18 protein-coding genes and 1 tRNA gene are annotated in these 18,038 nt (G+C 66.0%); 11 read left to right on the top strand and 8 right to left on the bottom strand.

Translation table 11 applies throughout. The features are described 5' to 3' along the window. The first annotated feature begins 233 nt into the window (after positions 1-233). Complete coding sequence (locus GV792_RS29925) at positions 234-464, top strand: hypothetical protein (protein WP_256668392.1); 231 nt, start codon at positions 234-236, stop codon at positions 462-464. An 87-nt stretch (positions 465-551) separates the two neighbouring features. Here GV792_RS29925 and GV792_RS25745 read toward each other — a convergent pair whose 3' ends face one another. Beyond that, positions 552-1,127 carry a TetR/AcrR family transcriptional regulator gene (locus GV792_RS25745; RefSeq protein WP_175583306.1) on the bottom strand — a complete coding sequence of 192 codons (576 nt, stop codon included), beginning with the start codon at positions 1,125-1,127 and terminating at the stop codon, positions 552-554. Between the two features lie 92 nt (positions 1,128-1,219). Here GV792_RS25745 and GV792_RS25740 point away from each other — a divergent pair, with 92 nt between their 5' ends. Continuing rightward, positions 1,220-2,443, top strand: coding sequence for an MFS transporter (locus GV792_RS25740; RefSeq protein WP_163827313.1), 1,224 nt, complete (start codon positions 1,220-1,222; stop codon positions 2,441-2,443). A gap of 44 nt (positions 2,444-2,487) precedes the next feature. Beyond that, the gene (locus tag GV792_RS25735; RefSeq protein ID WP_163827311.1) at positions 2,488-2,877 is read left to right on the top strand and encodes a nuclear transport factor 2 family protein; all 390 of its coding nucleotides are present in this window, start codon (positions 2,488-2,490) and stop codon (positions 2,875-2,877) included. 153 nt (positions 2,878-3,030) lie between these two features. On the opposite strand, the gene GV792_RS25730 is transcribed toward GV792_RS25735, so the two are convergent. Beyond that, positions 3,031-3,104 (bottom strand) — tRNA-Gly (locus tag GV792_RS25730). A gap of 255 nt (positions 3,105-3,359) precedes the next feature. Here GV792_RS25730 and GV792_RS25725 point away from each other — a divergent pair. From GV792_RS25725 to GV792_RS25715, 3 genes are all read left to right on the top strand, one after another. Beyond that, positions 3,360-3,929, top strand: a complete 570-nt coding sequence (locus GV792_RS25725; protein WP_163827309.1) for a TetR/AcrR family transcriptional regulator — start codon at positions 3,360-3,362, stop codon at positions 3,927-3,929. Then, a complete protein-coding gene (locus GV792_RS25720; RefSeq protein ID WP_163827307.1) occupies positions 3,926-4,495 on the top strand; it encodes a hypothetical protein in 570 nt (189 codons plus the stop codon). Before GV792_RS25725 ends, GV792_RS25720 begins: the two co-directional genes overlap by 4 nt. 97 nt (positions 4,496-4,592) lie before the next feature. Then, on the top strand, positions 4,593-6,023 hold the full coding sequence (locus GV792_RS25715) for an amidase (RefSeq protein ID WP_163827305.1): 1,431 nt from the start codon (positions 4,593-4,595) through the stop codon (positions 6,021-6,023). A gap of 87 nt (positions 6,024-6,110) precedes the next feature. Here the strand turns inward: GV792_RS25715 and GV792_RS25710 are convergent, their stop codons facing one another. Then, positions 6,111-6,491: a VOC family protein gene (locus GV792_RS25710; protein WP_163827303.1), complete on the bottom strand. Its 381-nt coding sequence runs from the start codon at positions 6,489-6,491 to the stop codon at positions 6,111-6,113. Between the two features lie 75 nt (positions 6,492-6,566). Here GV792_RS25710 and dcd point away from each other — a divergent pair, with 75 nt between their 5' ends. Continuing rightward, positions 6,567-7,148 carry a dCTP deaminase gene (gene dcd, locus GV792_RS25705; protein WP_163827301.1) on the top strand — a complete coding sequence of 194 codons (582 nt, stop codon included), beginning with the start codon at positions 6,567-6,569 and terminating at the stop codon, positions 7,146-7,148. 61 nt (positions 7,149-7,209) lie between these two features. Here dcd and GV792_RS25700 read toward each other — a convergent pair whose 3' ends face one another. Beyond that, positions 7,210-7,659 carry a hypothetical protein gene (locus GV792_RS25700; protein WP_163827299.1) on the bottom strand — a complete coding sequence of 150 codons (450 nt, stop codon included), beginning with the start codon at positions 7,657-7,659 and terminating at the stop codon, positions 7,210-7,212. Between the two features lie 213 nt (positions 7,660-7,872). On the opposite strand from GV792_RS25700, the gene GV792_RS25695 reads away from it, so the two are divergent. Then, positions 7,873-9,246 (top strand): helix-turn-helix domain-containing protein, encoded by a 1,374-nt coding sequence (locus GV792_RS25695; protein WP_163827297.1) that lies wholly within the window; start codon positions 7,873-7,875, stop codon positions 9,244-9,246. 6 nt (positions 9,247-9,252) lie between these two features. Here GV792_RS25695 and GV792_RS25690 read toward each other — a convergent pair whose 3' ends face one another. After that, positions 9,253-10,677 carry a serine/threonine-protein kinase gene (locus GV792_RS25690; RefSeq protein WP_256668393.1) on the bottom strand — a complete coding sequence of 475 codons (1,425 nt, stop codon included), beginning with the start codon at positions 10,675-10,677 and terminating at the stop codon, positions 9,253-9,255. A gap of 97 nt (positions 10,678-10,774) precedes the next feature. Between GV792_RS25690 and GV792_RS25685 the strand changes: the two genes are divergently transcribed. Together GV792_RS25685 and GV792_RS25680 are read left to right on the top strand one after the other, a co-directional pair. Then, positions 10,775-12,022 (top strand): pyridoxal phosphate-dependent aminotransferase, encoded by a 1,248-nt coding sequence (locus GV792_RS25685; RefSeq protein ID WP_163827295.1) that lies wholly within the window; start codon positions 10,775-10,777, stop codon positions 12,020-12,022. 570 nt (positions 12,023-12,592) lie between these two features. After that, complete coding sequence (locus GV792_RS25680) at positions 12,593-13,870, top strand: YibE/F family protein (RefSeq protein WP_163827292.1); 1,278 nt, start codon at positions 12,593-12,595, stop codon at positions 13,868-13,870. Positions 13,871-13,872: 2 nt separating this feature from the next. On the opposite strand, the gene GV792_RS25675 is transcribed toward GV792_RS25680, so the two are convergent. From GV792_RS25675 to GV792_RS25665, 3 genes are all read right to left on the bottom strand, one after another. Continuing rightward, positions 13,873-15,195, bottom strand: a complete 1,323-nt coding sequence (locus GV792_RS25675) for an Hsp70 family protein (RefSeq protein WP_175583209.1) — start codon at positions 15,193-15,195, stop codon at positions 13,873-13,875. Between the two features lie 146 nt (positions 15,196-15,341). Then, positions 15,342-16,664 carry a UDP-glucose dehydrogenase family protein gene (locus GV792_RS25670; protein WP_163827290.1) on the bottom strand — a complete coding sequence of 441 codons (1,323 nt, stop codon included), beginning with the start codon at positions 16,662-16,664 and terminating at the stop codon, positions 15,342-15,344. A 153-nt stretch (positions 16,665-16,817) separates the two neighbouring features. Beyond that, on the bottom strand, positions 16,818-17,633 hold the full coding sequence (locus GV792_RS25665) for an aminotransferase class IV family protein (RefSeq protein WP_163827288.1): 816 nt from the start codon (positions 17,631-17,633) through the stop codon (positions 16,818-16,820). A 63-nt stretch (positions 17,634-17,696) separates the two neighbouring features. Between GV792_RS25665 and GV792_RS25660 the strand changes: the two genes are divergently transcribed. Next, positions 17,697-18,038 carry a MerR family transcriptional regulator gene (locus tag GV792_RS25660; protein ID WP_163827286.1) on the top strand — a complete coding sequence of 114 codons (342 nt, stop codon included), beginning with the start codon at positions 17,697-17,699 and terminating at the stop codon, positions 18,036-18,038.

Here is an 18,038-nt window from a genome sequence, read left to right as displayed (position 1 = left end):
GTACCGGTATCGGCGAACAACGCCGCCGATCCATCACGCGCGAAGACGCGGCGGCGATCGTTTTGTTCAAGCCGCCACAGGCACGCCGGCGCCATGCTCACCCCATGCACGCTATCGCAGCGACCGTGCTCGGACTGTTCCTCATCGCCTGCGGTGTCTCACACTTTGTGGCGCCGGCGTACTACGCGGCGCTGGTGCCGTCGTGACCGGCGTGGCCGCGGCTGCTTGTAGCGATGTCCGGCGTTGTGGAGATTCTGCTCGGCGGGATGGTCGCCCTGCCTGCTACTCGAGACCTCGGTGGTTGGCTCGCCGCTACGTTGCTTGCGGTGTACCTACTGATCTGGCTGGACCGCCTGCGGGGTGCGTCGCAGCAGGTGGCCGGGCGTCGTGCCGCGGCTGCCGGTGTGGCGGTCGATACCGCGTACTTCGCCTGGGGAGGCTATGTCGCAGTGGCGGGTGGGTGAACCCGGGCTATTTCTTAGCGCAGTGGCGGACACGAGATTTCCCCGGCACGCGCAGGAGTTTCCGCTCTGACGAAGGACGCTCGCGGTCTATTCAGCAGAGTGGTGTGATGTGCTGGACAGTGCCCGGACCGCCGAGGAGACGGAATTGCGCAGCCGGTCCAGCGGGTAGTCGGTCCCAAGGATCATGCGCCGCAATTGCGGCATGGCCAAGCTCCATCCGACCAGGCCGAGGGTAAAGAACAGCAGTGCTCGCGGGTCGTCGTCGCCGGTGGTGGTTTCGGCGGCGCGGATCTTGTCGAGGTAGTGCTCGGTGCGTGCAGGTTCATCGGGGACCGGTTCGTCGCCGAGTTCGAGCGCTTCCCACAGGAGCAACCGCAGAGCTTCGGGATGAGCGCGGTGGTAGTCGAAAAGCGCGCCCGCGTAAGCGTCGAGGTCTTCGTCGTCGCGGGGTGGGACAGCTTCGGCAAGTTCGGTCATCAATCGTTCCAGCACCGCACCGAACAGCGCCTTCTTATCGCCGAAGTAGTCGTAAATGGCCCGCTTGTTGGCCTTCGCGGTGGCTGCGATGCGATCCACCCGTGCGCCCGCGACGCCATAGGTGGCGAACTCGGTCACCGCAGCAGTGAGGATGCGTTCCTTGGTTGCCGCTGAGTCGTATGCCACAAGGTGAATTGTAACGAACCAGTTCGTTTGACTTCGAAACCTATCGACTTCTACCATTCGAACTAACTAGTTCGATCGGTTTGGAGATGCTGATGAACCCAACTCAAACCCCGGCGACCGATGCCGGAACGAAGGTGCGTCCGCTGTTGTTCGCGGTGATGGCAATCTGCAGTGGCGTGACCGTGGCGAATGTGTATCTGGCACAACCGTTGCTGACGTTGTTCGCCAGTGCACTCGGGATCGCACCGTCGTCGGCTGGGTTGGTGGTGACATGCGCACAGTTCGGCTATGCCGCGGGAATCTTGTTCCTGGTGCCGTTGGGTGATGTGCGCCGACGACGGCCGCTGCTGATGGTGATGCTGGCCGTGACGGTGCTTGCGCTGCTATTGGCTGCGCTGTCGCCAGGTCTATCGTTGCTGGCGGCGGCCGCGGCGCTGGTCGGCGGATTCACCGTGGTCCCGCAAGTGCTCGTGCCGCTGGCCGCCGAACTCGCCCCGCCACAGCGGCGAGCCTCGGCGGTGGCCGGAGTCCAGATCGGATTGATGACCGGAATCATCGGCTCCCGTGTGATCGGTGGCGCGGTCGGTGAGGCGTTGGGGTGGCGGGCGGTCTACGTGCTCGCGGCCGTGCTGACCGCAGCATCGGGGTTGCTGACCGTGGCTCTGATTCCGCGAGAACCCAACCGCAACAACACGATCGGCTACGGGCAGTTGCTGGCGTCCCTGCCGCGGCTGCTGCGCAGCGAGCCGGCGTTGCGGCAGTCGTGCCTGCTGCACGCCAGCCTGTTCGGTGCCTACAACGCCACCTGGACCTCGCTAGTGCTGGTACTCACCCACAACCCGTATCACTTCGGCGCCGCGGCCGCTGGCTTGTTCGGCATGCTGGGTCTGGCGGGTGCGTTCGCCGCGCCGTGGGCCGGACGGTTCATCGACCGGCGCGGCCCGCTGCCGATCGTCACCGCCGCGCTGGTGCTGACCCTGGTCTCGGCGGGAGCGTACGCCCTCGGCCGGACCGTGATCGCGTCGATGATCGTGGCGATCATCGCGGTGAATGTCGCGGTGCAGTGGAGCCAGATCGCCAACCAGGCCCGCATTTTCGCCTACCTGCCCGAGGCGCGCAGCCGCGCCAACACCGTCTACATGGTCGCGGTGTTCCTCAGCGGCGCGATCTGCGCCGCCGCGGCTGGCGCCTGCTACGCCGGCCTCGGCTGGGCCGGCGTGTGCGCGCTGCAAGCGCTACTCGCCGTCACCGGTCTCGCGGTTCTGCCCTTCGCACGACGCTACGAACGAAACCATCGCACCCCGGTAACGGCATGAATGCCAACGATTTTCCCACCACTATCAACCCAGGAGATTCCCCGATGACCATGCCCGCCATGCCCGCCGCCGTGATGAAGTTTTTCGCCGCTTCCCAGTCCGCTGATGCCGACGCCTGGGCCGATGCCTTTGCCGTCGACGGCGTGTTCCACGATCCGATCGGTGAGCCGCCGATCGTCGGCCGCCCCGCGATCCGCGAGTTCATTGCCTCGGTGCTACCCAATTTCAGCCTGTTCCTCGGCCTGACCCCGCGCGAAGCCCACACCGTCGGAAACTCGGTCGCGGTCTGCTGGTCCGGAGCCGCCGTAACCACCACCGGAACCCCGGTGAACTGGTCGGGGATCAACGTCTACGACCTCGATGACGACGGACTCATTCACGAAGCCCGCGCCTATTTCAACCGAGCGATCTTCCAAGCCCAACTCGACCGATAAGACCAGCCGAATCCGACCCCAACCGCCCACAGGGTCAACAACAGCGGTGAAGACCGACGAGGAGATCATGGAGATTCGGGCTGCCGACGATCTGACCGGCAGTTACCGAAGAGCTGCCGAACTGGTCGGCGCTTGGTGAGGACCGTTTCTTGCTGGAGCCGATGACGGGAATCGAACCCGCGCTGTCTGCTTGGGAAGCAGAAGTTCTACCATTGAACTACATCGGCAGCACCCGATACCGGGTATCAACGGAGACTGTAGCAGAGTCGGTGCCGTCGGGGGAAAGCTCCAGGTAAGCGCGTCTGACCTGCGGTTGGAGTGTGTGGTGGGGCGGGGGTCGGCGGCTACGGCGCTTGTCGGCGAGGAAGAGTGTGGCACCGGGTGGTGCCGGTGTCGTGGGCCGATCCTCGCTGCTCCCAAGAAGATTCACTTTTCCGGCGCCTGGGGTTGTTTATGACTGACCGGTCATTCATAATCGACTCATGCCGAAAGTTGTCGATCGGGCCGCTCGTCAGCGGGAGATTCTGGATGCGGCGGCCAAGGTGTTCGCGCGGAAGGGGTTCGCGGCCTCGCGGGTCGACGATGTGGCGGCCGAGGCGGGGATCGCGAAAGGGACCATCTACCTGTATTTCGGCAGCCGGGATGCGCTGCTGACCGGTGTGTTCGCCAGCTACGTCGCGGAGACGGGGCAGGTGCTCGCCGAACTCGGTGCCGGCACCGCGTTGGAACGGCTGGCGCGGTTGGTTCGCGGGGCGATGGAAATGCTCGACGCGCATCCCGACCACGTGCGGGTCCTGCTTGACGTGTGGGCCGCGAATCCGCCGATCGACCTGGTCGGCGTCTACCGCGACTACCGCGCCGCGATTGCCGAGCTGTTGACCGAGGCCGCCGCTGGTGGCGAACTGCGTCAAGGGATCGATGCGCGGCATGCGACGGTCATCGTCGCGGCGATCGAAGGATGCCTGGTGCAAGCCCTGGTCGATCCCGACATGTCGCTGCGCGAGCTGGTGGAACCCGTACTGCACGTGTGTGTGGAAGGGATTCGGCGATGACTCTCATCGAACGGCTGATCGCGCCACAGGCGACACGCGCTGAAGTGTGCCTTGGCTTCGGCGCCGCAATCGGCGGTGCCGCAACAGCTTCCGCCCTCGCCGTCGCCGCGGAATGGTCGTGGATCGCGGTGGTTGTGGTCGTGCTGATCGCCTTCGACGTATTCGGCGGGGCGGTGGTCAACGCGATGGCCTCGGCCAAGCGGTGGTATCACCGGCCGGGCCGGACGTGGGTTCATCACCTGGGATTCGTCGCGGTGCATGTGCAGCCGTTCATTCTGGCGGCGGTGGTACCGGGCTTCGGGTGGCTGGTCGCGGCCGTCATCTACACGGTGGCGTTGGGCGGCGCCGTCATCGTGACGGTTGCGCCGGAACCGTTGCGCCGTCCGATCGCCTTCGCGGCCACCGCATTCGGCCTGGTGGTGGTGACCAGTCTGATCACAGTGCCGCAGGAACTCCTGTGGTTCGCGCCCGTGCTGTTGATCAAATTGCTGCTCGCCCACCTGCTGCCGGAGGGGGCCGCACGCCCTGAACTGCGCACATCGTCGACCGGAGCAGCGGTGGCATGAGCATCGCTATCCTGCGAAAGCAGCGGCCGGTAACGGAAACCTCGACCCACCCTCCGAGCCGGCGCGGCTCGTACGGGAAGTGAGGAACACCCAGCACATGAGCACACCCACACACGCATTCACCGACGACGCGCTGGGCGAGCTGGACGCGGTGGCGTTGGCCGCGGCGATCCGCGACGGTCAGGTGAGCCGCGCCGAAGTGATCGAAGCCGCCGTCGAACGGGCGCAACGAGTGAACCCGCAGCTCAATGCCATCGTGACGGAATGTTTCGCACACGCGCGCGCCGCGCGGGCGACCTCGGGAGTGTTCTCCGGGGTACCGGTCTTCGTCAAGGACAACACTGACGTCGCCGGGATGCCGACCTGCCATGGCTCGGCCGCGTTCGACCCGCATCCGGCTGCCCGCACCAGCGGTCCGGGCGCGCAGTTCCTGCATCCCGGGTTCGTCGTGCTCGGCAAGTCGACACTGCCCGAGTTCGGGCTCACCGCCAGCACCGAGTACGCCGACCGGCCGGCCACCCGCAACCCGTGGAATACCGATCACTCCGCGGGGGCATCGTCGGGTGGGTCGGCGGCGCTGGTCGCGGCGGGTGTGGTGCCGATCGCGCACGCCAATGACGGTGGTGGTTCGACGCGCATCCCGGCGGCCGCCAATGGCTTGGTCGGGTTGAAGCCGACCCGTAACCGGCTGCTCGACCAGCCGGGTGCACGGCAGCTGCCGGTCCATCTGGTGGCCGAAGGTGTTCTCACCCGATCCGTGCGCGATACCGCGCACTATCTGGCCGCGGCCGAACGGTTCCACACCAACACCAAGCTGCCACCGATCGGCCTTGTGGAGGGGCCGAGCGATCGGCGACTTCGGATCGGCCTGATCAGGTACGACGTCCGCGGCCGTGCCGTGCACGAGGAAACAGGCGCGGTGCTCGATTCCGCGGCGGCCGTGCTCGCCGGGCTTGGCCACGAGGTGGTCGAAACCAGCCTCGATATCGATGAACAGTTCATCGAGGATTTCAAGCTGTACTGGGCCGCCGTCGCGGCGCTGCTGTCGACCTCGTTCCGGGTAGCGCAGCGCAAGAATTTCGACCCGCGCCTGCGCGATCCGTTCACCAAAGGTCTGTCGGCCCTTGCGGCGAGCCGTCCGCTGGGCGTGGTGGGTGCGGTGCGCAGACTCCGCGCCGCACCCGCGATCTACGACGGCCACTTCACCGAGGTGGATGTCCTGCTCAGCCCGGTGCTCTCGCATCCGGCGCCGCTGATCGGCGAGCATTCGCCGAACCTGCCGTTCGAGGAACTGTTCGCCAAGCTCGTCGACTATGTCGGGTTCACACCGCTCAACAATGTCGGCGGCGGGCCCGCCGTCTCGCTCCCACACGGACGGATGTCGGCGAACCTGCCCGGCTCGGTCCAGCTGTCCGCCCGGCGCGGCGCCGAACGGACACTGCTGGAGTTGGCCTACCAGTTCGAGGCGGCCAGCCCGTTCCCGCGCATCACCGACGTGGAGTCCGCGACCGAACGGAACGCGAGTTAGCCGGAACTGTGGGTCAGCTCCGGAAATACCTGGGCGGCGACGACTGAGCGGAGCAGCGATGGCTGAGCTGTCAGCCCGGCAATGACCTCACTTCTGCGCCCAGACCCCGAGTTCGTTTCCGCTGGGGTCGGTGAAATGGAATCGGCGCCCGCCGGGGAACTCGTAGGGCCCGTTGACGACCGCGCCGCCCGCCGCTTCGACCGCTCCGACCGAGGCGTCGAGGTCGTCGGAGTACAGCAGCACCAGCGGCCCTCCCTGCCGGGTCTGATCGGCCAGCGCCAGTCCGCCGACCTCGGAAGTTTCGGGTGCGGCGGGGTCGCGGATGCCCGCGTAGGTGGGGCCGTAGTCGTTGAACTGCCAGCCGAACGCCTCGCCGTAGAAGCGTGTGGCCGCGGCGAGGTCGGTGACGGCGATCTCGATGTAATCGATGGCGTGGTGGCGGTGGGCAGTGGCGTCGGAATCAGACATGTGCTCATCCTGCGCCCGGGGTGCGACAACTTCCCGGTGACGCGCGCGCAGAAGCCTGCCATTACGCTCTTGCGCGTGCTGCTTTCCGATCGTGACATCCGTGCGGAGATCGCCGGTGGGCGTCTCGGGCTCGAGCCATTCGAAGAAACCCTCATCCAGCCGTCGAGTATCGACGTGCGCCTGGACGGGATGTTCCGGGTGTTCAACAACACCCGATACACCCATATCGATCCGGCGCAGCGGCAGGATGAGCTGACCAGTCTGGTCGAGCCCGCGCCAGGGGAGCCGTTCGTGCTGCATCCGGGTGAATTCGTGCTCGGCTCCACCCTCGAGGTCTGCACTCTGCCCGACGACCTGGCCGGGCGTCTGGAGGGCAAGTCGAGTCTCGGCCGCCTCGGCCTGCTCACCCATTCGACCGCTGGTTTCATCGATCCGGGTTTCAGTGGCCACATCACGCTCGAGCTGTCGAATGTGGCGAACCTGCCGATCACGCTCTGGCCGGGTATGAAGATCGGCCAGCTGTGCCTGTTCCGGCTGACCAGCCCCGCCGAGAATCCCTACGGTAGTGCTGTCACCGGCTCGAAGTACCAGGGCCAGCGCGGACCGACGCCGTCGAAGGCGTACCTGAACTTCCCGCTGCCGAGCTTCGACCGCTAGCCCGCTCGGCCCAGCGCACAGCTTCCTCGTCTATGCGCCGGGGCCGAGCGCGGACGACCGCTCAGTCCGGCCGATCCGATCCGACCGCCAGCGCCGTGGTGACGATCACCGACAGCGGTGGCAGCAGTTCATCGCGTTCGGGTGGTTCGACCCAGTAGCAGCCTTCTCTGGTCCAGCGGCCGAGCCCGGTGGGCAGCATGACGGCACTGCCGACGGCAGGAATGCCGATATCGAGGCGGTTGAGAACCTCCATGACCTGCGAGCCCGGCCTGCTGTCGGGCGCGGCCAAGAAACTCCACCGGATCTGCCTGGCGAGCATCGGCGCTCGGATGCCCTGCTGATCCAGTGCTGCGCGGACTTTTTCGGCACGCTCGGTCGGTAGATGGACCACGCAGGCCCGTGCGGTGATCGGTAGCATCACGAACCCGCCGCGTTCGGTCACCACCAGACCGAATTCGTGCCGGTAGTACGCCGCCCAATCGTCGATCGTTCTGAGCTTTTGCACGTTCATCCCTGAGCCCCCTGGCCGCTGATGTCGGGCCGGTCGGAGTCGGTTTCGCCACCGATTCCAGGCTCGCCGAAATCCCCGGCGCGCCACAAGCGCCCACACGCCGGCGTTCCACTGCCCTTGCGCCGCCAGTTATTCGGCCCGAAAAGCCTTGTGGCAGGGCTCACAAATTGCTCGTAATCTGTGGAGGACGTTTCGTTCGGAAGGGAAGACAACGTGGTCCGGCAGTGGTCAGGTAAGGAGACCCGGGCGCTGCGCGACGCCATGCGGATGAGTATCCGGGAGTTCGCCGCCCATTTGGGGGTGCACCAGCGCCTGGTATCCAAATGGGAGGCGGGCGGCAGCCGGGTCCATCCACGGCCGGTCAACCAGGCCGCGCTCGATACTTCCTTGGCCAGGTCCGACGATGTGGTGCGGGCACGGTTCGCGGAGCTGATCAGTCAGCCCGCCATACCGCGATTCGACGCGCGAGCCGGCGACTCGGCGCACAGCAGTTATTCGAGCGACGCGGAACTCTTGGACCTCATAGACGCCGGCGCGGTGAGAGGCGATGCGTTAGCAGCGATTTCGGAGAGGGACCTGATAATGGCGGCTGCCCACGAGGCCAGTGAACACGCAAGTCGTGCCGAGAGCACCAATGTCGGCGCGATGACGTTGGAACAGCTCGACGCCGATGTCACCCGAATCGCCAACGATTACGTGCATATTCCGCCGGTACCGATGATGGTGGAGATGCTGCGGGTGCGACGGCGGGTGTATCGGCTTCTGGAAGGGCAGCAGCGTCCCGCAGATACCAGCCATCTGTATCTGCTCGCGGGCAGCCTCTCCGGTCTGCTCGCCAACGCCAGCACCGACCTCGGGCATTACGACGCCGCCGCCGAACAGATCCGCGCCGCGCGGTCCTACGCCGAATTGTGTGGCCACAACGGATTACGTGCGTGGACCCGTGGCATGCATGCGCTCATCGAATACTGGTCCGAGCGCCCACGCCGGGCGGTCGAGCTGGCCCAGAGCGGTCTGGAATTCGCGGATTCGGCGACCGCGCGGGTGCGGCTGAGCAATATCGAGGCCAGGATCTGGTCGAAGATCGGCAGTGTCGCCGATACCGAACGCTGCCTGCGCGCGGCGATAGACGCCCGTGGTGGTTCGGGTTCGGACACGCTGCACGACGGTATCGGCGGCGTCTTCGGTTTCCCCGACGCGAAGGCCGAGTACTACGCGGGTGCCACCTACATTCATCTGGGTTTGGCCGAGCCCGCGCTCACCGCCACCCAGCAGGCGATCGAACTGTATTCGGCGGGGCCGTCGTGGCAGCGTTCCTACGGCGCGGAAGCGTTGGCGCGCGTCGATTCCGCGGCCGCGCACCTGATCAATGGCAGTCTCGACGGTGCGGCAGCGGCACTGCGTCCGGTACTCGGACTGGACGAGGACAAGCGCATCGCTCAGCTGGAGGAGCGGCTGACCGGTGTCCGGCGCAGGCTCTCCGCGCCGGCCTTCGACGGTGCCACCGAGGCCGTCGCGCTCGACGAGAGTATCGAGGAGTTCTGCGGAACCACCGCGGCCAAGGGGATTCCGGTCGGACCTGTGTGAGCGCGGCTACTTCGACTGGTTCATCTCGCTGCACAGCCAGCGGCCGTCGAGATGGACCATCGTCATGACGAACGATATCTGCTGGTTCCTGGGCGTCGGGGTGGTGCCGTTCGTGATGGCCTGGTTCGCGATGACCGTCACCTCGGCCCGGTCGGCGTTGCCGGACTTGTGGAAGCACTGGATAGCGGAGCCTGTCGAGATCGTCCGGGAAGCCGACATGACGTCGCGCAGGCCGGGAAACGCACTGTCGAATTCGGTTCTGAACGGGGCGGTCGAACCCGCGTCCACCGACCGTAGGTAGCCGTCCAGATCCCGGTAGTCGTAATTGGTCATGACACGGGTGAAATCGCACGCGGCCTGACGCGCCGCCTCGCGCGTGTCCTCTACCTGCTGCCGCTCTGTCTCTTGTTTCTGCGCCTGCTGGTCGGCGGCGGCCGAGTTGCGCATCGCGATGGCGACCGCCGCACCCGCGCCACCGAGCACCAGCACCAGCACGACCACGGCGGCGCTGATCAACGCGATCTGGCGACCCTTGGTATTCGAGCCAGGTGATGGCGCCGCCGTCGGGGCGAAGGCGGGGTACGGCATCGGTGCCCCGGACAATGCCTCGTTAGCCGCTGCCGCGAGCTCGCCGCAACTACCGAACCGATTCGCCCGATCCTTGGCCATGGCCCGGGCGATGACCGCGTCGAATCCGGGAGGCAATGCGGGGTTTCGGCTGGTCGGCGCAGGTATCGGCAGGTTGAGGTTGGCGTGGATCAGCTGTGCGGAATTCGTCCCCGGATACGGGGCCGTGCCCGTGAGCATGTGGAACAGGGTGGCGCCGAGCGCGTAGACGTCGGTGCGGTGGTCGACCACCGCGTCGGTATCGAACTGTTCGGGTGCCGCATAGCGCAGGCTTGCGAGCACCTCACCGGTGCGGGTGAGCCCGACCGATTCGTCGAGTGCCTTCGCGATACCGAAATCGGCGAGCAGCACCCGTTCCTGCGCTCCGCGCGCAAGCAGGATATTGGCCGGTTTGACGTCGCGATGCAGGACTCCGGCACGATGCGCGTGATCGAGTGCCCGGGCCGTCATGGTGACGACCCGCACCGCATGCGCCGGAGGCAACGGCCCCTCGCCGAGCACGGCGCCCACATCGGTGCCGTCGACGTACTCCATCGCGATCCACAGCTGACCGTCCTGTTCACCGCGCGCGTGCACCGCGACGATGTCCGGATGTGACAGCCGGGCCGCGGTGTCGGCCTCGCGGCGGAACCGCTCGCGGACCTCGGCATCGTTGGTCAATGCCCGGCTCAGCAGCTTCAATGCGACCGGTCGGGGCAGGTCGCGGTCGCGCGCGAGATAAACCTCGCCCATGCCGCCGCTCCCGAGCAGCCGTTCGATCCGATAGCCCGCGAATTCCTGGCCATCCGCCAGTGACTGCCCCAAACCCGGTTCTCCTCCACCCGCAGTTACGGCGGTCACCCTACTGGACCGAAGTGCGGGGAGACGGAGATCGGATTGCCGAGGATGGCACCATGGAGCGGTGAGTACTGGTCATCATCCGCATCGCCCGCCGCGCGTTCTGGAGCAATCCACCAAGCTGCAGGACGTCGTCTACGAAATCCGTGGACCGGTACTCGCGCATGCGGCACGGCTGGAGGGCGAGGGTCACCGCATCCTCAAGCTCAATATCGGCAACCCGGCCCCTTTCGGGTTCGAGGCCCCCGATGTGATCATGCGCGACATCATCGCGGCGCTGCCGTATGCCCAGGGGTACTCCGAGTCCAAGGGCATCCTGTCGGCCCGGCGCGCGATCGTGACCCGATACGAGCTGGTGCCCGGCTTCCCCGAGCTCGATGTGGACAGTGTCTACCTGGGCAACGGCGTCTCCGAGCTGATCACCATCACCATGCAGGCGTTGCTGAACAACGGCGACGAAGTGCTCATCCCCGCTCCGGACTATCCGCTGTGGACCGCGATGACCAGCCTGGCCGGCGGCACTCCGGTGCACTATCTGTGCGACGAGTCCAATGGCTGGCAGCCCGATGTGGCCGATATCGAGTCGAAAATCACCGATAAGACCAAGGCGCTGCTGGTCATCAACCCGAACAACCCGACAGGGGCGGTGTACTCCACCGAGGTGTTGCAGCAGCTGGTCGACCTGGCCCGCAAGCATCAGCTGTTGCTGTTGGCCGATGAGATCTACGACAAGATCCTCTATGACGACGCCAAGCACATCTCGTTGGCGACCCTCGCTCCCGACCTGCTGTGCCTGACCTTCAACGGTCTGTCCAAGGCCTACCGGGTGGCGGGGTACCGGTCCGGTTGGCTGGCGATCACCGGCCCGAAGGAACATGCGGCCGGATTCATCGAGGGTATCGATCTGCTGGCCTCGTCGCGGTTGTGCCCGAATGTGCCTGCTCAGCACGCCATCCAGGTGGCGCTCGGTGGACATCAGAGCATCGAGGACCTGATCCTGCCCGGCGGCAGGCTGCTGGAGCAGCGCGATGTGGCCTGGGAGCGGCTGAACATGATCCCCGGCGTTTCCTGCGTCAAGCCCAAGGGCGCGCTGTACGCGTTCCCGCGGCTTGACCCGAATGTGCACGAGATCTACGACGACGCCAAGCTCATCCTCGACCTGCTGTTGCAGGAGAAGATCCTGATGGTGCAGGGCACCGGCTTCAACTGGCCGGCGCACGATCACCTGCGGATCGTGACCCTGCCGTGGGCGCGTGACCTGGCCGTCGCGATCGAGCGGTTCGGCAACTTCCTGTCCAGCTACCGCCAGTAGCGCGGGTTCAACCCGACCTGCCCCCGGTTCCACCGGCGAAAACCAACCTTGTGTTGGGGTTCTATGGGTTTTTGAAGACTTACTAGCGCAAAACAACTTCTTTTGTGTACAGTAGGCATCGGCGCTTTCGAGCGCCCGGTTGGATTGTCTACCCCCCCTGGACAATCCAGCTTTCGGGTTAGGCTGCCTACCCCCCTGGGCGCCGACCTGCGGCCGGCGGAGACATCCCCCTGCTCTCCGCCGGCCCTCCCGCCTCTCCGCGATTTTTGGCCAGGCTCAGGCGTGGGGTGATCTGCGTTGGCGACCGGCGGTTGTGTTCTTCGGGTGAGTTAGCCCGTTCCCGGTGAGTTACCCGGATCTTGCGAGATCAGTTGGTGCGTTGGGAAGAAGCTTGGTCGGTGGTCGTCTTCGCGCGTATCTCGCGGTTGGTTGCCGGGCTTTGCGCATCTGGGCAGTTGTCGCCGCCGCGAGGTCCCGGATGTATCCTGTGACCGACGTCTCGGACGTATTCATGGCGGGCTGACCGCTGTTGGCGCGCCTCTTGAAAATGACGTCCATTAAGCTCGCCGCGTGAGCGACCATCATCACCATCACCACGATCACTCCGGGCCGATTGCTATCGGGGCGACTGCTGCTCGGGTCGTTGTCGGATTACTCGCGGTCATCGGGGTCATCGTGTTGATCGCCACGGTCGTGTTGTGGCCGAGTGAGCAGAAGGTTGATATTCCGCTGCCGATGCAGAACGCGGGTGGTGGGGCGGTGGAGACCGAGGCGGGGACGGTGGTTCTCCAGGACATCGGGGCATGTGGCAGTCCATCGCTGGGCAAAGTGTTCGCCGAGCGGCCGGATCCGCCGGCCACCAACGCCTACACCTGTCAGCGCAGCCTGATCGCGATCGAGTCGGGGCCGCATGAGGGCAACCACACGCTGCTCGAGATCGCGCCGGGACCGGGACAACCCGAATTGCAGGCCGGCGACAGCATCCGGATCGTCCGCCAGACCGCACCCGACGGCACGCCACTGTACTCGTTCGACGATTACGCCCGTGGCCTGCCATTGACGCTGATCACGCTGGCGTTCGTGGTGGTGATCATCGTGGTCGCCCGATGGCGTGGCCTGCGTGCACTGCTCGGTCTCGGATTCGCGTTCGGCGTGCTCGTAGTGTTCATGCTCCCGGCCCTGCTGGACGGAAAGCCTGCCATTCCGGTCGCACTGGTCGCGGGATCGCTGATCTTGTATGCGGTGCTGTATCTGGCCCACGGGGTGAATTTGCGGACCAGCTCCGCCCTGCTCGGCACACTGACATCGATGGTGCTCGCGGCGGTGCTGTCGTGGCTCACCATCGGCGTCACCGACCTGACCGGACTGTCCGAGGAACAGAACACCAACGTCGCCACCTATCTCGAACACGTCAGCATCACCGGGCTGCTGCTGGCCGGGTTCATCATCGGTTCGCTCGGTGTGCTCAACGATGTCACCATCACCCAGGCTTCGGCCGCGTTCGAACTGGCGGCGCTCGACGAAGGCGCGTCCCGGCGGGAGATCTTCGCCGCCGCCATGCGCGTCGGGCGCGACCACATCGCCAGCACTGTCTACACCCTGGTGCTCGCCTATGCCGGTGGCGCGCTGCCGTTGCTGTTGCTGTTCAGCGTCGCGGGCAGGTCCATCCAAGACGTGCTGGTCGGTGACGCCGTCGCGATCGAGATCGCACGCTCCGCGGTCGGCGGTATCGCGCTGGCGCTGTCGGTTCCGCTGACCACGGGTATCGCGGTCATGCTCGCCCGTCCGTTCGGGGCAGCAAAGCCCGCACCGCAGGTAAGCAGGAGGGCTCGGCACGCGAAGGTCTGATATCAGGGCGGCGGCGCAGGGGGGAACAGCGGTGGGATGGTGGGAACGATGATGGGCGGCAGCCCAGGAACCACCACGATCGTGTTCGGTCCGACCGTCGTCGTCTCAGGCTCCTCCGGCAACTGCCGCTGCGGTGGCGGCACGGCGATCGCTTCCTCGGCCTCGGTGGTGGTCGGCGCCGCGGTCTGCGGATCGGCCGCGGTGGCGTGGGCCGGGGTGGTCGGCAGTGGCGAGGTATTGCCCTCGCTGGTGTGCGAATCCCGCTCGAGCACCTGCGGTCCGTAACCGAGCCCGAGACCGATCGCCGCGACCACGGCCAGCGCGGTGACCGTCAGCGCGGCACCACTGATCTCGCGCCGCCCGCGCCTGCGGGTGGTGGGAGCCGACAACCACGACGGCGCGAGGTCGTCGTCATCGAAGCTGGCGGCCGGAGCGGAATGTGGGGCGGCCGCGACCGGGCGCGGTGCGCGCACGGTCCGGGCCAGCAGCGCCGCACCGCGGGCCGCCACGGTTTCCGGGTCCGCAGGCACGGTGACCGGCAGGCCCATCCAGTGCTCCAACACCGTGGCGACCAGCGGAATCCGGGAGCCGCCGCCGACCATCAGCACCCCGTTGACCTGCACACCGGAACGCATCACCACATCGCGGGTCATCCGCGCCGACGATTCCACGGCGAGCATGATCAGCGATTCGAAGTTCTCCTGCGCCAGCAGTACCAGGCCCTGCTCGCTCGGCAATGCCACCGCGGTATTGCTCGACAGCTGCTCCTTGGCCTGTCTGCACAGTGCGTCGAGCTGCGCGAGCCCGGAATGATCGTGCGGATGCGCGATCCGGCCGGAGGCGATCTGCTGTTCGCGGATGAGCGAATCGATGTAGTCGCCACTGATATCGCTGGTGCGTTCGGTGTGGCGGACCTGCCTGGACTCGACATCGACGATGCTCACCGAGAGCCCGGAACTGCCGAGGTCGTAGACAACGAGCGCGGAGACATCGGCGATATCGCCGCTGGTCTCGGCGAATTCGACGATCGCGTTGAGTTCGGGAACCAGCTCGTAGTTGGTGATCTGCTGTTTGGCCATGGCCGCGCGGATTGCGCGGGCCTGCTGGTCGGTGCGGTAGGCGATCGCGGTGGCGGTGATATCGGCGGACGCTTCGAGCGTCACCCCGATGACCTCGGCGGTCAGTTCGGCCGTGTCCTGTTCGCCGACGGGGAGGGTCTGCGTACCGAAGGAGTGCGCGGAAAGGTGTTCGTGCTGGAACCCGGCGTGCGGCCGCGCCAGTCGAACAGCGCAGGCCCCCACGGCAACTCCCAGTACCGAACCCATCAGCTGCTCATCTCGTTCCCGCTCCACGACATGTGAGCTCGCACCATCTACGCGGCGACGGCTCGACCCCGAACCCTACCGACCGAGATCTGCGGAGTTCGCGGCAGTGCTGGCCGTATCCGATGGCCCCCGCCTCGACGGCAACTCTACGGTGTGCCGAGCCCCGCGTACACCCATCCTTCGTCCCGCCAGGTGGCCGGCTCGAGACAGTTGCGACCGTCGATGATGGACCGGGTCCGCACCACCGGATCCAGATCGTGCGGTCGCAGCGCGGTGAACTCGGACCATTCGGTGAGCACGAGCACCACGTCCGCGCGATCGCAGGCTTCGGCCACCGAGGTGGCGTAGTTCAGCGTAGGGAACACCCGGCGCGAATTCTCCAGCGCCTTGGGGTCGTACACGGTGACAACGGCCCCATGTAGTTGCATCATGCCCGCGACGTTCAACGCCGGGGAATCGCGCACGTCATCGGATTCGGGTTTGAAGGCGGCGCCGAGCACCGCGACATTGGCGCCGAGCAGCGATCCGCCGCAGGCCTTTGTGGCCATATCGACCATCTTGGTGCGGCGGCGCATATTGATGTTGTCGACCTCGCGAAGGAAGGTCAGCGCATGGTCGGCGCCCAGCTCACCCGCGCGGGCCATGAATGCCCTGATGTCCTTGGGAAGACAACCACCGCCGAATCCGAGGCCGGCATTGAGAAAGCGGCGGCCGATCCGGGCGTCGTAGCCGAGCGCGTCGGCGAGGACGGTGACATCGGCTCCGGTGGCCTCGCAGACCTCCGACACGGCGTTGATGAATGAGATCTTCGTGGCCAGAAATGCGTTCGCCGAGACCTTGACCAGTTCCGCGGTGGCCAGATCGGTCAGCAGGAACGGGATGTCGGCGGTGATCAGATCGGCGTAGACCCCGCGGAGTAATTGCTCCACCCAGGCAGATTCGGCACGGTCCCGGTCGACGCCGAGGACCAGCCGGTCCGGGCGCAGCGTGTCCTGCACCGCAAAGCCTTCGCGCAGAAACTCCGGATTCCATGCCACTTCGACATCAGTGGAGGCCAGAGCCCTGGCGCGGGAGCCGAGTTCGGCCGCGGTGCCCACCGGCACCGTCGATTTGCCGACGATCACCGACGGCCGCTCCAGCATCGGCGCCAGCGAGTCGATCACGGCATGCACGTACTTCAGGTCGGCAGCGTACTCGCCCTTCTTCTGCGGCGTGCCCACACCGAGGAAATGGACCTCGGCATGTGCGGCCGCTTCGGCATAGGAGGTGGTGAAGCGCAGGCGTCCGGCGTCCAGATTGCGGCGGAGCACGGCCTCGAGCCCCGGCTCGTAGAACGGCACCACCCCGTCGGACAGCTTTGCGACCTTGCCCGGATCGACATCAACCCCGATCACGTCATGCCCGAGTTCGGCCATGCACGCGGCGTGCGTGGCCCCCAGGTACCCGGTTCCGAAGACTGTGCATCGCATGATCGATTGGTAAGCCGCCACGGTGGCCACACCCCCACACCGAGGCAAGAGTCCGGGCAACAGTAGATGTACAAGGAGTGGAACTTCACCTGACCTGCGGGTTTACCACTGGATGGCCTGCCATCCATGCCATGGGGCCTGGCCGGCGGCCCATTACCCGGCGATGGCCACGGGAGGTTCGGATTCGTATGCGGTGTGCAGAAATTCGACCAGCTCCGACGAACGGTCGAGCGGTGTGTCCCCGATCCGGTGTACCGCGATCGCGGGTGTCCATGAGTTCAGGACGACTGCGCCGCGGTATTTGCCAAGGTCGGCGGGCCGTACCACCTGCGTCCGTTGTGGCACGCCTGCCACCTCGAGTTGACGGCGAACGGTGCCCATCATGGTGCCGGTGAGCACGGCCGCCTCCGGCCATACGACGGCGTCCCCATCCCAGAACGCAAGGTTCCAGATCGATGTTTCGGATAGGCGTCCCTGCCGGTCGACGAAGGCCGCATCATCGAATCCCGCGGCACGAGCGCGGCGCATGTAGTAGGTCTTGGCGCCCTCACCGACATGCTTGATCTCGGGCATGAACCGTTCATGCTCGAAGATCGCGAGCGAGAGCGGGCCTTGCGGGCCGTTCGCCGGTGGCGCGGTGCGGATGAGAGTATGCAGCGACGGCTCGGCGGAGTCGTTGGTGAATTCCCCGTTGGAGTCGAACACCGTGAGGTACAGCGAGAGGTCGGGCGGTGAGCCCGCGATCGCGGTACGCAGGTCGTCGAGGATTCGCTCGGGTGAGAGTTCGGCGTTGAACAGCGACCGGGACGCGTCGACCAATCGGTCGAGGTGCAGATCGAGTCCGCGGACAGCGCCATCGCGGACCTGCATCGCGGTGAAATGTGCGAACCCCGCGAACGCGTTCGTCGTGAGTGTGCCGGGGTCGGCGGGCTGTCCGTCGATCAATGTCACTGAAGGAAATGCGCTCATGGAGGCGAACCTAAGCCCTGACATGGGTGTCAAGGTCAAGCCTCGAGCCGAGGAGGAGTGCTGATGCTCATCGGAGAACTCGCCGAACAGACCGGAATATCGCCACGTCTGCTGCGCTACTACGAACAGCAGGGGCTGCTCGATGTCTCCCGCCACCCGAACGGCTACCGGGACTATGACCCGGACGCCGTCACGGTCGTGCGCCGGATTCGCGGACTGCTCGATGCGGGGTTGAACACCGAAACCATTCGTACGCTGCTTCCGTGCGTGCACGGCGAGGAACCGAGCGTCGAACTGTGCGCCGAGGTGGACGCGATACTGCGTCGCGAGCTGGGCGAGCTCCAAGCCGAGATCGACCGACTGACCGAGAAGCGCGACGCGATGTCCGGGTTGCTCCTCGATTGA

The organism is Nocardia cyriacigeorgica (genome assembly GCF_010868145.1).
Classification (GTDB): domain Bacteria; phylum Actinomycetota; class Actinomycetes; order Mycobacteriales; family Mycobacteriaceae; genus Nocardia; species Nocardia cyriacigeorgica_D.
The sequence above is the reverse complement of the archived record's forward strand: the minus strand, read 5'-3'. Positions and strand labels throughout refer to the sequence as shown.